Source organism: Paraburkholderia sp. MM5477-R1 (assembly GCF_050436385.1).
In the GTDB taxonomy this organism is placed as follows: Bacteria; Pseudomonadota; Gammaproteobacteria; order Burkholderiales; family Burkholderiaceae; genus Paraburkholderia; species Paraburkholderia tuberum.
The window spans coordinates 1,011,072-1,025,983 of sequence record NZ_JBNDMC010000003.1; the positions used below are offsets into that span (position 1 = coordinate 1,011,072).

The window sequence follows — 14,912 nt, forward strand, 5'->3', positions numbered from 1 at the left end:
GACGTTCTAACGCCGCGCCGCGCGCTTCAGCGTCTCGGATGGCGACTCGCCGAACAATGCCTTGTACTCGGTCGAGAAACGGCCGAGATGCGACATCCCCCAGCCCAGCGCCACCGACGAGATATTGCGCACCGAGCGGTCGTCGAGAATATCGCGCCGCGCCGATTCGAGCCGGTAGCGTTTCAGATACGCGATCGGCGTGCCGCCGAAATATTGACGGAAGCCGTCGAACAGCTTGAAGCGCGACACACCCGACGCGCGCTCGATGTCTTCGAGCGTGATCGGCTCGCGCGCGTTGTCGTGAATGAACTGGCGCGCGCGGGTCAGATAATGCGGTGGCGTCGGCGCGGTCGCGTTGGTTAGCTGTTCCGAATAGTTATGCGGCTGTGACAGCAGCAGCCCCTTCAGCAACGTCAGTTCGAACTCGCTGGACATGTAAAGCTGCCCCAGCGACGGTCCCGAGCGCTCCATCTCGCCGGCCAGGAACTTGACCATGCGCCACCACGATGCCTGATCGCCGGCGGCCGCATCCATGTCGGGCTGGAACACGAGCGGCGCTTCGACGGGGCGTTGCAGCATCGTCTGCAGCACCTGTTGGAGCGCGGAGCGCGGAATCGCGACGTGCAGCTTGCGGCAATTGCCGGTGATCGCGAGATCCTGCGATTCCTGCGGACTGACGATCAGACCGCAATCCTGATCCGACAACCACCTCTTGCCGTGTGCTGCGAGCTCCTGTTGACCGACCATCGGCAGGCTCACGCTGTAGCAGTTCAGCGGACTGCTCTCGCTCACCGCGACCGTCACGTCGGTGCCGTATTCGACGTAGCCTATCGTCGTCGCCATCGAACGAAGTACGGTGCCGGACTGGTGGAAGCGCAAGCGCTCTGGATGACTGACCTGGAGGCCGTGGGGGCCGCAGATGGATGCCATCCAGTTGCGGGCGCCGTCTAGGTCGCTCAATGCAGCGCGGAGATCGCGGTTGCCGGAGTCCGGAGTTGACATACGTGGAGACGAGCTATTGGGGTGCGTGCCCCGAGGGGAGACAGTCCATCTGGGCGCAGAACGGGGGACATAAGGGGATTGGCTAAGCCTACCTCAACCGTGACCGGTCCGGGTGGATGAATAAAACATTGTCCTCCGGTAAAGCACCGCTGTGCTGGCATGGAGAATTGCTGCCAAATGGAAAAGAGACCGAAATTCAAACGAAAGGCGATGCATTCATCACGCATTTTAAATACGCGTAAAACCGTGCAGGCTTCTGTTTCATCGGTCATTGCGTCGTAAGTTGCGCAGAAGGGCGGCGCGGTGGCCGGCCCGAGGTCGTCAACACGACGCAGCGCATCAGCGACAGCGCGACGAAGATCGCGGACATCACGGCGATCATCGAGGCGTTGCGTTTCAGACCAACATTCTCGCGCTGAACGCGGTCGTCGAAACGGCGCGCCCGTGAGCAAGGACGCAGCTTCGCGGTGGCCGCAAGCGAGGTGCGCAGCCTTGCGAAACGTTCGTCGAGCACGGCCAAGGAGATCAAGGACCCGATCGCGACGTCGGTCGGCCGGATCTGCGACGGCTCGGCGCTCGCTGGCGAAGCGGGGAGGACGATGAACGAGGTCAGCGCCTCTTCAAACGAAGATTGTAGGGAGTGCCTAGCAAGCCCGGGGCAACTCACTCCGCTTCCTCCGCAAATTCCTCGTATTTGTCCAGCACTTCCTGCTTGAGATATTCCAAAGTGGGGTTAGCGGCCAGGTCCTGCACCTTCTCATATGGTAGGTAGCTGCAAAGCGCTGACAATGGCCCCTGCGGGAAAATCGAGAACGCCGGCCGCATCAGCTCCTGAAACACCTTTTTGCGCCGTTCTTCCGGCGCCACGATGTGCAGCCTCGTGTGGAAGTTGGGCTGCAGCGCCAGCAGGTCCGCCATGCGTAAGATCCCTGAGTAGACCGCGGTTGTGTGCTCGACTTCAAAGGCACGCACGATGGTCTTCTTTTGTAGCCAGAGAACATCAATCTGTTCGACCGTCTTGATGGCCGGTTCGGAAAGCTGCGTGTAGGGGAGGGCCGCCAACAGCTCGTGGTTACCCATCTCTGAAAGAACAGCTTCCTTGTCAGCCTTCGGTATCCAGACCTCAAATCCCATGGCGATCCCAATGTCGGCGAGCAACGCCTGCATCTTGTGGGAAGTTCGGACCTGCGGCGGGAGATTTGCAAGGTCTGGTATGTCGCATGGTTTCGGAGTAAGCGTCTCAGGCTGAGGAGCTTCGGCCTCTTGCTCATCAAGGGGAATCTGCACCGCCACAAGCTTTCCCACGGCATTAATCATCTTCAGGCTGCGGTGCTTTTCCCAAGTCTCGTCAGCGATATCATCAGGAGTCGGATGCTGGGACTGGTGAGAAAGTAGCTCCTCCACTTTCTGACCGTCGGGTTCCCGTAATCGAACGCCACTGCTACGCAGGATGGCATTCCACCCGCCGGCCCCGGGCGTTACGTCCTTCGTGAAGGATAGGGCGGCCCAAACGTCGGAACGCTTAATGGGTAGAAGTGCGCCTTTCTTCAACCAGACGATCGGCTTCACGGGGAATTGCAGCGTGTACTCGCTGAGGATTTCGCTGCTCGGCGCCGCCTCCGCCATCGGCCCCATGACCTCTAATATGCCTACCCAGCAGGACAGCCCCTTAAGGTAGCAAAGAATTTTGTCGCCGGGTTTGATTTTGGTAACCCAAGCCTTGCGGTTGGGGTGGAAACCTGCAGTATTCTTGGGGGTATTTGAAAAGCCCTCGAATGTATCTACCGAGAAAATATCAACGAAGTAGGTCATTGGATTATGGGTGGGGTTCGGGCAAGGTCAAGTGACGGACGCAGTAACGCTGGATAAATATACTAACTATACTAACGGCTACAGTTGAGGCAGCGATTAAGAATCGCACCGAATTTCGTGGACGCTTATGGGTGTCTGCAACAGAAGGTCGATCAGTCGCTCGGAGTCGGTTACGCGGAAGACTCCTCATTGGCCGAACCCGGAATGTCATGGTGGCAGACCACCGTTGCAGCGCCGCGCCAAGCAAAGTCTAGTCTTCGAAAAGACCAAGGTAGTCGGTACTCACCCGCTCATAACTCGACGCAGACAGCCATGCGCGGCCGCCCGTGACACTGGCGTTCGTGTAGCCCCACACCGCTACTCTGTGTGCGGTAATGCCATCACTCGCCATGCCCGCTAACGCGCCGATTTCATCCAGCTCGCCAGCTCGGGTCATGAGTGTTTCAAGCCAACGTTCGAGGTGAGGCTTAGCAGCAAGCGTGTCCGATTTACTGCGATTGCAGGTCAGGTGCGCGAGCACAAATTGTGAGCTTGGTCCCTTGGATACAGCGAAAATGGGACAAAGTGATCGACGTCGGCCTCGGTAACTCCCCGCCCACAGTAGAAGCAATGAGGGCCGTCCAGCTTACGCAAGTGTGCACCAACGATGGTCAGTGACTGACGCGAGGCGCAAAAGAGCTAAAGTCGAATCTGGTGTACGGGGGAGTTGAGGCGGGAAGTTGAAGGCGGTGGAGGTTTCAGCTGAGAATCTGATTGTCGAAGTCGGAAACCAGCAAACAACAAACCATCCACCATGAGCAAGGATACGGAAAAAGCAGTTGTCGGTCTATTGGGCGCCGGCCTGGGGCTGGACGATTTGGTTCGTCAAGGGGCACGGCAAGTGATTCAACAAGCGATTGAAGCGGAGCTGGCAGAGCTGATGGAGCGGTTCGCGAACGTCAAGACCATGCATGGACAGCGCGCGGTGGTCCGCAACGGCTACTTGCCGGAACGCGATGTGTTGACGGCGGCCGGGCCGATTCAGGTGAAGGTACCGAAGGTGCGTGATCGATCAGGATTCGGCGTGAAGTTCAACTCGACGATCGTGCCGCCGTACGTGAGGAAGTCGCCCCGCGTAAGCGCAGCCCTGCCGTGGCTGTATCTGAAGGGTATTTCGACGGGCGACATGGGCGAAGCGTTAAAGGTGCTCGTGGGCGATGACGCCAAGGGCTTGTCGGCCAACGTGGTGAGTCGGCTGAAGGCGCAATGGGCTGAAGATCATGCGGCCTGGAGCAAGCGGGACTTGTCGGAATCACACTATGTGTACTGGTGGGTGGACGGCATTCACACCGGGCTGCGCAGCGAGAACTCGGACGGTCAATGCTTGCTCGTGATCATCGGCGTGAGGCCGGATGGGAGCAAAGAGCGCGTGGCGATCGGCGATGGGTATCGCGAGACGAAAGCATCGTGGCTGGAACTGTTGCTCGACCTGAAAAAGCGCGGTCTGAAGGCGGGTCCACGGCTGGCGGTCGGCGACGGCGCGATGGGCTTCTGGGCGGCGCTGGAGGAAGTGTTTCCGACAACGCGTGGTCAGCGCTGTTGGTTTCACAAGATGGGCAACGTGCTCAACGCGCTGCCCAAGTCGCAGCAGGCGCGCGCGAAGGCCGACATGCAATCGATCTGGATGGCCGCGACGCGTGCCGAAGCCCATGCCGCGTTCGATCGTTTCGTGTCGATCTATGCGGCCAAATATCCGAAGGCGGCGGAGACGCTGAAGAAGGACCGAGAGAGCTTGCTGGCCTTCTACGAGTTCCCCGCCGAACATTGGCAGCATCTGCGTACCACCAACGCGATTGAATCGACGTTCGCGACGGTGCGCCACCGTACGACACGTACGCGTAACTGCGTGTCGCGACCTACCTTCCTCGGCCTGGCATTCAAGCTGATTGAGGAAGCCGAGAAAACTTGGCGCCGTATCAACGGCCCGGAAAAGATCAAGCTGTTGCTCGAGGGTGTGGCCTTCAAGGACGGCGAACCGGTGCAAGACGATCGACCGGTTCAGCAGAAACTCGCCGCTTGAAATCGACCGCCATCAAAATGTTCATACACCACTCTTGACGTTAGCTCGGCGCAAAACAGGAAGTCCGCCAAGTCGTCCGCGTCACCGAGGATGGCGTGGTTACGCCGATTAGCCTTAATATGCTCGACCCAGCGGGTGCGCGACATTTGCTGCAACAGTGTATAAAAGCGGCGAAGGGAGTAAGCGACGCCGTGCCTCAGCGTGATTCCCCCGCGTGTGGATCGCACATAAAGGAACGGATCGGTGACGCCGCCGAAGTTTTGGAGGTGTTTCTCAATGCAAAACAATTTATGGTGGGAGGAGGAGGATCGAACCCCCGACCTTCGCATTGCGAATGCGAACAAGTCGACGTTTATCGACATGGATCTTCGTTGATTTAGTTCGATAAGTGTTTGTATTTTAATGATTCTTATCATGCCACCATCTCATTGATATTGATCAGCATACCTTCATTGCCGCATAATCTGGTTACATGGCGGTTACATGGAATCGGCGGCTTACGAACGAGGAGGCTAGGTGGCGAAGGTAAACTTCACTGCGGCTCGGGTAGAGGCGCATCGCTGCGAACAGGGTAAGTCGCAGTCGTTTCTCTGGGACAGCAAGACTCCAGGACTCGGCTTGCGCGCCACAGCTGGTGGGGCCAAGGCTTACATTTTTCAGGGGAAGATCCATGGCTCGACCGTGCGGATTACGATCGGCGATTCGAGAAGCTGGACAATCGACCAGGCTCAGGAGCGAGCGCGTAGTCTCCAGACGGTTATTGATGGTGGTGTTGATCCGCGCGAAAAAGAGGCAGAGCAGAAGGCCGCGCACGAAGCTCGGCAGGCAGCGAAGCGGCGTCAGGACGTAACTGTAGGCGAAGCGTGGGGGCATTACTTGGAGCATCTGCGGACAAAGATCTCGCCCAAAACGAAAAAGCCGCGGTCGGAGAGGTACATCCTTGACCATATCAACCTCTCATCGCCCGGCGGAGGTATTGCAAAGCGCGGCGGGAAAGAGAAAGTGCGTGGACCTCTGGCTCCCCTCATGCCGCGCAGGTTGAACGAGATCACGGCAACATCCATGTCCGAGTGGCTTGAGGCCGAAATACCCCGGGGACCAACGAATGCCGGCCATGCCTTCGGTCTATTCAAGGCCTTCATTCGGTGGTGCGACACTCACGATATGTACTCGGGCGTCATCCCCCAAGACGCTTATGCTTCGCCCAAGGTTAAGGGCATTCTCCCTCGAAGTACCGCGAAGGACGACTGCCTACAACGCGAACAGCTATCTGTTTGGTTTGGCGCGGTACGTGGCATCGCCAATCCAGTCATCAGCGCATACCTTCAAGGGCTTCTGATCACCGGAGCCCGTCGGGAGGAGCTAGCCGCATTGCGCTGGGAAGACGTGGACTTTCGGTGGCGGAGCCTGACGATGAACGACAAAGTGGAAGGTACCGGCGGTCGCACTATTCCGCTCACTCCGTACTTAGCGAGCCTGTTGTTATACCTTCAACGGCTGAACGAAACCCCTCCCAACAAACGCCAAACTGCGCGTCTCACACAAAGGAACGAGAGGTGGGAACCGTCGGAGTGGGTGTTCGCCAGCAAGACCGCGTCGGATGGGAAGATTGCCGAACCGCGTCATGCGCATAACCGTGCATTAGCGCCGACCGGTTTGCCGCACCTCTCGCTTCATGGCCTGCGTCGATCATTCGGCACGCTGTCGGAGTGGGTTGAGGTTCCCGTGGGCGTTGTCGCCCAAATCCAAGGGCATAAGCCGTCCGCAATTGCTGAGAAACACTATCGGCGTCGCCCTCTTGATCTGCTACGCATGTGGCATCACAAGATTGAAGTGTGGATGCTCGAGCAGGCAAATATCAAGTTTGAGCCCTGAAGAAGGGCACGGTTCGCCTCTTCAGCCACTGTTTCTGGTGTCAAGCCCCTCGGATGCGGGACCACCTAGCATGCGTTTTATTCTCTGCTACCCGTGCCATAAAAGCGGAGGATCGAACTCCCGACCGCAGTGCTGGCGCAACCATCCGCCGAACTGGGAAGGAAGATGCTCCCAAAAGTGCCCCCAACGCTCCTTTCCTGCCTATTTATCCCACGGATACACCTCAAGCTTAAAGCCGACTGGCGCTTTTTTCGAAATCCGCTTCTGATAGGGCGATATGAATATCGTGGCCAACTTCTCTCCATCAGGATGAGATATTTCATACGCGTCGACTGGATGGGCACTCACATCCGCAGAGACAGAGCCAAGACGATGGTAGCCGACTTTCACTCCGTCCAAAGTACGTAGACGACCAAGATACGCGGTGCTGCCAAACGTCGTATGGCAAGGGATCGGATTGGCAGCGGACATGCCGAACACTCCTCGTCCGTTCGGCATTTCGTCGGCATCGACTCCATCCTCGCACATACGACTCATCAGCTCAAACAGCTCTTTTTGCTGACGAAATGTCGGGTTATCGTTGAGTTCGTCCCATGCAGTTTTCGGCTTTTTCTTCCCAAATATATTCAGAAGCCCCATAGTCCCCTCCTAAATCATCGAAAATTTTCTATTATTCTGCACACGAACTCTTATATAGTTGAATTCATTGGAGTATTTATAGTCAATGCGACAAAACGAACTGGCTAGAAGTCAATTCTTGCTCGCCGCTCCAGCGGTACGCTACGAGCGGACCACCTTTACCAGCGCTGTAATCGACGCACGCAACCGTGGACGATAGAATCTCGGGCTCGCCAGTCATCCAATAGTGTCCCACGAACACCGGCTTATCACCGGCGTAGCCGATTCTCGCATCCTCGGGAATGTCTGTATCTGGCAGTTGTGGTTCGCTCTCAGGAGAGACCAGAGCGGCAAGACGATAGGTTTTCGCAGCCTCATTCCACCAGCGAGTACGAGCCTCGCGCCGTGTATGTCCCGACTTGTCTTTAAAGGAGCAGCCAGGCGGAAGCTCGACTTCAATGCCTTTGAGCAAAGTTTCGACGAGGTGATATTCCCTTGTGCCTTTGCGACTGGCCTTGACCATCATGTCTTCGTCGAGCAGGCGGCCCGGCTTCAAGTGTGACTCAAGCTCGGCCATAAACTCCGGATGCCAGCAAGCATGAATTACCCGTAACTCGGGCAAGTCGAGCCAGAGCGGTAGAGAAAGGAACCAGTCGATGATGTCTGCGTGAAGGTCCGGCTTGTGCTCGATTTCAGCCAGAAACGCTGCATGCTGATGCCGATTTTTCTCGCCTACCTCGCCCTTGCGAGGTCGCAGATACTCGTCGTCCTGGTCGGGGTCACGCAAATACCAGGCAATAGCGTTGAATTCGTGGTTCCCCATTGTCGCAAGAGCGCTGCCTTCCTCAACCATCGGGCGAACAATATCGAGCACCTCAAGCTGATGTGGACCTCGGTCGATGAAGTCTCCGACAAAAATGGCCATTCGCTCAGGGTGTCGCATCACCCCCTCTTGATTTGCGTAGCCCAATCGTGCTAGAAGCGCCCGAAGTTTGCCCGCCTGCCCGTGAACGTCCCCGATTATGTCGTAGCCCATAGTTGCTCCATCAAGCTTGCTTTTCTGCCAAGCATTTTTAAAGTCAAAGTACCAGAAACTTTGCGCCGAATTCTTTCGCTATTGTTCCACTTTCTTTGCCTCAACCGCACCCCAACGCATGCGCCGATCCGTAAATCAAACACTTGCGCGCGACTGCGGTGAGTTTTTTTCGAGTCGAAACAGGCTGCGGGTGCACTAACTGTACCCTTTGCCCGATTTTTCCCGGAACGGAAAATCGGGGCCAAGCGAAACACCAACCTTTCGCATGGCGTCTCCGGAATGGCTGTGCCCCCACCTGGCTCAGAGACGATGGCAGTCGCGTGATACATACCCGTCCAAGGTAAACGCGCCAAGACGTTCCAGCCGTTGCTATGTCTGCCCTCAACGCGACCAGCCAGCCATCGCGAAGCGATCGAGCTCGCCGCGCTTGGTCGGGTGCTTGGAAAGCAAATCGATCAGATCGCCCCCTTCGATCAACGTCACATTCAGCAGCGACGCTTGCTGTCGGGCCGATTGGTTGAACCGGCGATTGGTGGCAGCGAAGAGCTCGAACTCGACGCCCGGATATCTCGCCGAATATGCCGCCGATCCGGCCGAGATATCCTTGACGGCCTCCCAGCCCATATCCTTGCCCTCGACGCCAGAGCTTTTGCATTGGATGAGAGCGCCGCGATTGCCATCGATGGCCACGATGTCCACGCCGCCATCACCCGTCTTGGGCGTCTTGATCGTTCGCGAGTAGCCCTGCTTGCTCCACAACAGCGCGCAGAAGGCCTCAAAAGCATCCGGCCCTAGGGAACCGACATCGGCTGCGTCGAAAGGCTCTTCGCTAAATGGTGAGCCGCCGCCCGGCGCTTGGATGTCGGCAAAATCCGATGGCGTCACATCGCCAGACCCATTGAGCATGTCGTGGGACAACGCGCGTTTACGTTCAAGCAGGAGGTCGAGCTTCTCGTCGAAAGTCCCGAAATCGCCGCCGACCACGACCGGGTAGTAAACATGCACGTCCTTTCGCTGCCCAATACGATATGCGCGGTCGGTGGCTTGGTCCTCCTTGGCCGGGTTCCATGTGCGGGTGTAGTGAATGACGTGGTTGGCGGCTTGGATGTTAACGCCGAAGCCGACTGCGAGTGGGGAAAGGATGATCACGCCGAACCCCGGAGCGTCCTGATATGCCGTAATGCGAGCTTGACGGCTGTTGGCGGAGCCGGATTCGGTCGAGGTATCCCCGTTGATTACGTCAGGCACAAAGCCGAACACCTCGGATATGGCCCGTTGGATGACCCGCTGCAAGTCCCGAAACTCGCAGAAGACAATGACCTTGTCGCCAGATCTCGACGCCTCAATTTCTTTGAGCCGCCCAAGCATCCAGTGCATCTTGGGCGAAGCCTTCCTAGTGACCTCGACGGATTCGTCGGTAGTGGCGATGTGGCCCGGAGGCCGCGGATCTGAGCAAAGGCGGCGCAGGTATTGCAGAAGCCCCAACGGCGATTGCAGGCCACTGCCCTGCCCTTGCCCGCGCGACTTGAACTGGGCCACCGCATCCGCATAGAGAGCCCGCTGGCGTGCGGACAGCGGGAGCTTACGGCAGCCCTCATGCACGAGCTTCCTAGGCAAGTCCTTGGCAACCTCCGCCTTGGTGCGACGCAGTTTCTGCGGCTCGATGAGAACGCGTAGCTCCTCGATGCGTTCTCTCTCGTCTTCGGTCTCCGCCTCAATGGGTCTGCGGTATTTGCTGCCGAAATCCTTCAAAGAGCCAAGCAAGCCCGGTTGCACGAAGTCGAACAGGCACCATAGGTCAGCGAGTGTGTTCTCGACGGGCGTGCCGGTACACGCGATCTTGAGCCTGGCGTTCTGCTTCTTGGCCGCCCGCGTCACCATCGCGTTGGGGTTCTTGATCTTCTGAGCCTCATCGCAAACCACCACCGACCACTTCTGAGCGGCTAGGGAGAACTCCAAGTCGCGCAGGGTCTCGTATGTCGTCAGTACAACCTTGGCCGACCCCAGCCAGCCTGGAGCGAGGAGCTTGGGCGAACCCGGTTCAATCAGCCCGTCATCAAGCGCGGACTTCGGCGCGCGCTTGGCCGCGAGGTTTGAGCCATAGAGCATGAGAACATCCATCGCCCCCTCAGCGAAGAACTTCTCGATCTCAGCTTTCCAGTTGTCCAGCAACGAAACGGGCGCGATGACCAAAAATGGATCGACGCGAGGCTCAGCCTCGATCAGTGAGGCCATGAAGGCCAACAACTGGATGGTCTTGCCAAGGCCCATGTCATCGGCCAAGAGCGCACCGCGGCATGCTGACGGTGAATGCCGCCACATCTTTTGCAGCCAAGCCAAGCCCTCCCGCTGATGGTCTTTGAGCTCGATCCCGAGACGCAGGCTCGATGGCATCGCAGGCGGCGCCTTGTCCGCCGACAGCTCTCCACGTCGCTCTTCGTAGTCGAGCCCATCCACGTTGGGCTTGACCACCAAGCCCGTGCGCTCGACCGCATTGCGACCCGATTTGTCCTTGCCGGGATCGTAATTTCCGCCTTTGACTTCTTCCCTGACCTTGCCCAAGGTTTCGAGAGCCTCTTTAGCCCAGCCAATCGGCACAGGCTTTGGGCAACCAGGGAATGAGAAAGTCTGTCGACTCTCCTGCTCGGCCTGCTCGATCTCCTTACGGAACTTGTCCAAGTCACGCCCATCGAGCGGTATTGCCACCGCCTCGCCCTTGGGGTCAGTGAACCACAGGCCAAGGTCGATATTCTCCGGCACCCAACCGTCGTCGTCGCTCTTCTTAGCGATGAAGGGCGAGTAGTAGGGCTTCTCGACGCCGAAGCCTTCGATGCGCTCGGAATACAGCAGCAGATCGAAGATGTCCGACGTTTTGATCTTGCGCGGCTGGGCGAGCCTGTCTAACGCGGAGCGCAGCTTCTCGGCTTGATCCGGGGAGTCACCCAGGATTTCGAGATCGAAGCCCTTCCAATGGCAGCACTGCGCGCCAGCGGCAATGCGCCCCGCTATTTTGGCGACGAACGATTCGAGCTCGGAGGCGGACTCGAACTTGGACTCCTCTGCCACCACCTTGCCCTCAAAGACCTCCTCAACGAGCAAGCCCACCTCGCACGGATAGCCGGACTGGTCTTCGACGACGCGCGCGGAGAACCTTGCGAAAACGATGCCGGCATCCTCACGCGCGCGCTCGAACTGATCCGGGTCGATCATGGCTGCAGCCGAGGGGCCAAGCGTCGCGAACGGGTTACGCAGGAACGCTTCCGCGCGGGCGCCGGCCACCCGTCGCCCTGGCATGCGCCGAATCTCTGACAAAACCGTGCGCGCGTCCTCAGACAGCAGGACGTGGACCAAGCCCGAGCCATCGGGTATCTCGTAGCGATCCGGGACTCCTTCGAATCGATCGAAAATCTCCAACCATCGGCTCGGAGCACCGTCAAATCCGGGCATGATCTCCACCATATCTTGGGCCCCCTCGCCGCCCTTGCGCATTTGGACGTCAATCCGCTCAGGGGTCAGCACGACGGTCTTGGCAAGGAAATCGGCAAGATCGGCCTTGGCGTCAATGGCGTACCGCCTGATTCGAGCCCAATCGCGCTTGTTGTCTTCGGGGCTGCGCCTTTCGGCCGAATTGGAGCGCATCTCGACGATGGCCTGGACGGCGCGCCATGCTGACTCGGAGAGCAGCGATTGCTTGTCGTCTGCTGAGAGAATCGCCCCCTGGATGTCCACGTCTCCCCCCGGCTCCGCGCCGGACGCATCGCGCCAGCCCTGGATGGAGATGGCGAAGTTCGCATCCGAGAGTCCGCCCCGGCTGGACAGCGCCGGCCGCCAGCCCCGCTTCGGAGGCAGCTTCAACAGATGAAGCGAAGCAGAGTGGCCTTCCGCGGCTTCAAGCTGGTAATAGGACTCCCAGTCTATCGACGCGCCGGACGGCCCCGCCTTGACGTAGCCTTCCTCGTCCAATTGCCGAAGCCACAGCACTAGTTCCGAATCCGCGCCGAATGCACCGGGCCGATCGAGCCACGCGTCAACGGCAGGATTGGGGGCGAATGCTAGGCCGTCGCGCCCCCAAGATACATCGACCTCCGACGCGGAGCGGCCTTCGGATGGGCCTTCCCCGCCCTTCGAACCGAACAATCGGATCATCTCCTCACTCCTTGATCCAGCCGCGACCGCGCCGCAGCAACATGCCCAACGCCGAAAGCTGGCGTGCTACACCAACCAGCACTTCATCCGGTCCAATCCTAAGCGAGCCTCCCTTGGCCCTGTTATCCACCACGATGACATCGCGGCCTTGCAGGAGTTTCTCGAGATCCGGCACGCATACCGGCCGCTCCTTCGGCGCTACACCCAATCGCGGCAATAGCTCATCGTCGAACTTCTGCTCCCAGCTCCTGAGTGCGACGGGTGCATCCCGGTGGCTCTGCTTCCATTCGTGTCGCTCAGGCTTGAGCTGGCCGAGCGCTACATAGTCCTTCGCCTTGCCCGAGGTCAGCGCCCTGGACACGGCCGGCGGCAAAGCGTCCCACCTCAGCAAATAGAACGCGTGACCTGTGGCGCCGAACTCGATAGCGACGTGAGCACCGATCCTCATCACGAACGCGTTGTTATCCCCCGACGCACCTTCAAGGTCCAAGAGCCGCCCCTTCGCCCGCTCGCGAAACTCTTTGAACAGCCGATCGCTTCGGTATTGCGCTGCAGGACCAAGGGCGAACCACATATCGTCGACGAAGGGCGCAAAGCGGAGCCAATAGACGAGACGCCGGGTGTCGCCGGCATCCTCGGCGCCCAGCAGCTCGAAGAAGTCCTGGATGAGCCGGCCTTTGAGCCAGCCGAAGACCATCTCCCGCGCTCGCCTGTCCGGCTGCTTGGCTGAGTCCACAACGTGCGCATCCCAACTCGCTCGACGCAACCAAGGGTTGCCAATGACGCCGACGGCTGCGTCGCGCAATCCTGGGTGCTCAGGCGTGGCAGAGCAGCGTGCGTATCGAGAGACCAGCAACGCGACGCAGCGAATGCGAAGCCTCTCGCGGACCTTCACTCCAGCCTCGCCCATTGCGATGCGCAGCAGGTCAGGCAAGGCCGCCTTGAATCGACCGTCGTCGAACTTCTCCGCCGCCTCGATCTGAGCGAAGACAGCCGCCTCCATCACCCAGGAATCGCGATCGATGGCCAGGCTGTCCATAGCCTCTTCAAGCGAGGATGCGTCACCGCGCATCAAGTCGGCGACGAACTTGTCGCAGGGGCGCGCGGTCAGGAGCTCCGAATGGCGGCCCAAGGCTTCGAACCAAGGCGGAGCATGCTCCAAGGCGGCGGCCAGCTGCTTCCGCTGGCTTTGCAGCCAAGTTCGAAGCATCGTCCAGCCCGTCACAGCCTTTGGGTCAAGCTTGGACGCGCCAAGCGGAAAAGAGAAGTAGGAGGCGAGCAAGGCTTGGAAGCAGCGCAGCTTGCGATGGATTGCCGTCTGCTCTTCTACTTGTCTGCCAACCTCCTCGCGCAACCTGCCCTCGACGAGGATGCACCAGCCATTGGCGTCCATGGCGGAGACCCCAAGGCAAACGTATTTGAGTTCACGAAAACTCTTGGCACGGCCAAGCCGTCTGAAGTCTTCGATCGATGCCCAAATAGTTCGACTGTCCGCCTTTATCGCCGCTCCGCCGTGATCGCTGATCACGCGCTCCTTCGCACGCTCCATCGATCGCGCGTCCGACCATAGGTCGGGGTTTTTCGCCGCTTGCGAAAACGAGTGTGCCAAGCCGGAGCGGAGCAATGCAAGCGCGTCGTTCATCGCAGGTCATTCGGACAGGACTTGCCCGGGTCGAGCGGAATGTCTGGCGTCGGTTCGGCGGGCGAGCCGAAATCGCGGAACTCTAACCTGATCTCGACCCGTCGCATTCGTGCCGGACCATCGTTTGATGCAGTGTTAAAGGACGAGCCGCCGACCAAGAAGAGCGTCTGAATCTGCTTTCGATCAGCCTCGGAGAGCGCGTCCGGTACTTGCGTATTCAGCAGCGCGCACAAGACGCGCTGAGATCGCAGGTAGCTCAAATTGAGATTGTAGAGGTAGTTACCAGTGCGACTAGCGAATCCTTCGACCACCACGCGTTTGAGCCAGGTCTCGCAGCTCTTCGCACGAGCCACTTTCAGTACTTCAGGAACGAAGTTGCGAATGAATCGCTCGTCGGCGGTCCTTTCAAACGAGTGCTGCTGATCGGCGAAGAGTACGACTGTGCCAAAGTCGATCGAGTTGCCGTGCACCGTCACGCCTTTGAACTCCGGCCGCTTGGTGACATCTTCAACTTCGGTCAGGCATTGGGCGATGGTCTTCTTGCGTAGCTCGATGGTGTCGTCGATGACCTTCTGCTTCTGGGTAATGGCGATCAACGCGATAGCCATCGAGACGAGGAACAACACCATAAGCGCCGACATCAGGTCGGAGAAAGAGATCCAGAAAGGCTTCTCCCCTTCGTCCCTCGCATTGCGCCGCTTGGATGATTTCGGGCCGAACAT

Annotated in this window: 10 protein-coding genes and 1 pseudogene; 3 read left to right on the forward strand and 8 right to left on the reverse strand. The window is 58.8% G+C overall.

Translation table 11 applies throughout. From position 1 onward, the window contains the following. Positions 1-6: 6 nt before the first annotated feature. A complete protein-coding gene (locus OKW35_RS07950; RefSeq protein WP_429551631.1) occupies positions 7-930 on the reverse strand; it encodes an AraC family transcriptional regulator in 924 nt (307 codons plus the stop codon). Positions 931-1,284: 354 nt separating this feature from the next. On the opposite strand from OKW35_RS07950, the pseudogene OKW35_RS07955 reads away from it, so the two are divergent. Beyond that, a pseudogene (locus OKW35_RS07955) lies at positions 1,285-1,616 on the forward strand (methyl-accepting chemotaxis protein); the annotation flags it as partial. Between the two features lie 49 nt (positions 1,617-1,665). Here OKW35_RS07955 and OKW35_RS07960 read toward each other — a convergent pair. Beyond that, on the reverse strand, positions 1,666-2,814 hold the full coding sequence (locus tag OKW35_RS07960; protein WP_429551632.1) for a hypothetical protein: 1,149 nt from the start codon (positions 2,812-2,814) through the stop codon (positions 1,666-1,668). Between the two features lie 793 nt (positions 2,815-3,607). Between OKW35_RS07960 and OKW35_RS07965 the strand changes: the two genes are divergently transcribed. Continuing rightward, positions 3,608-4,873, forward strand: a complete 1,266-nt coding sequence (locus OKW35_RS07965; protein WP_090812446.1) for an IS256 family transposase — start codon at positions 3,608-3,610, stop codon at positions 4,871-4,873. On the opposite strand, the gene OKW35_RS07970 is transcribed toward OKW35_RS07965, so the two are convergent. Then, positions 4,852-5,235 (reverse strand): hypothetical protein, encoded by a 384-nt coding sequence (locus OKW35_RS07970; protein WP_429551633.1) that lies wholly within the window; start codon positions 5,233-5,235, stop codon positions 4,852-4,854. The two genes, OKW35_RS07965 and OKW35_RS07970, sit on opposite strands and share 22 nt — an antisense overlap. Positions 5,236-5,389: 154 nt before the next feature. Here OKW35_RS07970 and OKW35_RS07975 point away from each other — a divergent pair, with 154 nt between their 5' ends. Continuing rightward, positions 5,390-6,748, forward strand: coding sequence for a tyrosine-type recombinase/integrase (locus OKW35_RS07975; RefSeq protein WP_429551634.1), 1,359 nt, complete (start codon positions 5,390-5,392; stop codon positions 6,746-6,748). Between the two features lie 201 nt (positions 6,749-6,949). Here OKW35_RS07975 and OKW35_RS07980 read toward each other — a convergent pair whose 3' ends face one another. The 5 genes from OKW35_RS07980 to OKW35_RS08000 form a co-directional block, all read right to left on the reverse strand. After that, the gene (locus OKW35_RS07980) at positions 6,950-7,387 is read right to left on the reverse strand and encodes a hypothetical protein (RefSeq protein WP_429551635.1); all 438 of its coding nucleotides are present in this window, start codon (positions 7,385-7,387) and stop codon (positions 6,950-6,952) included. A gap of 82 nt (positions 7,388-7,469) precedes the next feature. After that, on the reverse strand, positions 7,470-8,402 hold the full coding sequence (locus OKW35_RS07985) for a metallophosphoesterase (RefSeq protein WP_429551636.1): 933 nt from the start codon (positions 8,400-8,402) through the stop codon (positions 7,470-7,472). Positions 8,403-8,783: 381 nt separating this feature from the next. Then, the gene (locus tag OKW35_RS07990) at positions 8,784-12,548 is read right to left on the reverse strand and encodes an SNF2-related protein (protein WP_429551637.1); all 3,765 of its coding nucleotides are present in this window, start codon (positions 12,546-12,548) and stop codon (positions 8,784-8,786) included. A gap of 4 nt (positions 12,549-12,552) precedes the next feature. Continuing rightward, positions 12,553-14,190 carry an EH signature domain-containing protein gene (locus tag OKW35_RS07995; RefSeq protein ID WP_429551638.1) on the reverse strand — a complete coding sequence of 546 codons (1,638 nt, stop codon included), beginning with the start codon at positions 14,188-14,190 and terminating at the stop codon, positions 12,553-12,555. Then, positions 14,187-14,912 (reverse strand): flagellar motor protein MotB, encoded by a 726-nt coding sequence (locus OKW35_RS08000; protein ID WP_429551639.1) that lies wholly within the window; start codon positions 14,910-14,912, stop codon positions 14,187-14,189. The genes OKW35_RS07995 and OKW35_RS08000 overlap by 4 nt, the downstream gene beginning before the upstream one ends.

Excerpts from the sequence above, each read along its gene's own strand:
- OKW35_RS07995 (WP_429551638.1), bottom strand. The coding sequence starts at position 14,190 with ATGAACGACGCGCTTGCATTGCTCCGCTCCGGCTTGGCACACTCGTTT.
- OKW35_RS07990 (WP_429551637.1), bottom strand. The coding sequence starts at position 12,548 with ATGATCCGATTGTTCGGTTCGAAGGGCGGGGAAGGCCCATCCGAAGGC.
- OKW35_RS07985 (WP_429551636.1), bottom strand. The coding sequence starts at position 8,402 with ATGGGCTACGACATAATCGGGGACGTTCACGGGCAGGCGGGCAAACTT.
- OKW35_RS07965 (WP_090812446.1), top strand. The coding sequence starts at position 3,608 with ATGAGCAAGGATACGGAAAAAGCAGTTGTCGGTCTATTGGGCGCCGGC.
- OKW35_RS08000 (WP_429551639.1), bottom strand. The coding sequence starts at position 14,912 with ATGTTCGGCCCGAAATCATCCAAGCGGCGCAATGCGAGGGACGAAGGG.
- OKW35_RS07980 (WP_429551635.1), bottom strand. The coding sequence starts at position 7,387 with ATGGGGCTTCTGAATATATTTGGGAAGAAAAAGCCGAAAACTGCATGG.
- OKW35_RS07960 (WP_429551632.1), bottom strand. The coding sequence starts at position 2,814 with ATGACCTACTTCGTTGATATTTTCTCGGTAGATACATTCGAGGGCTTT.
- OKW35_RS07950 (WP_429551631.1), bottom strand. The coding sequence starts at position 930 with ATGGCATCCATCTGCGGCCCCCACGGCCTCCAGGTCAGTCATCCAGAG.
- OKW35_RS07970 (WP_429551633.1), bottom strand. The coding sequence starts at position 5,235 with ATGTCGATAAACGTCGACTTGTTCGCATTCGCAATGCGAAGGTCGGGG.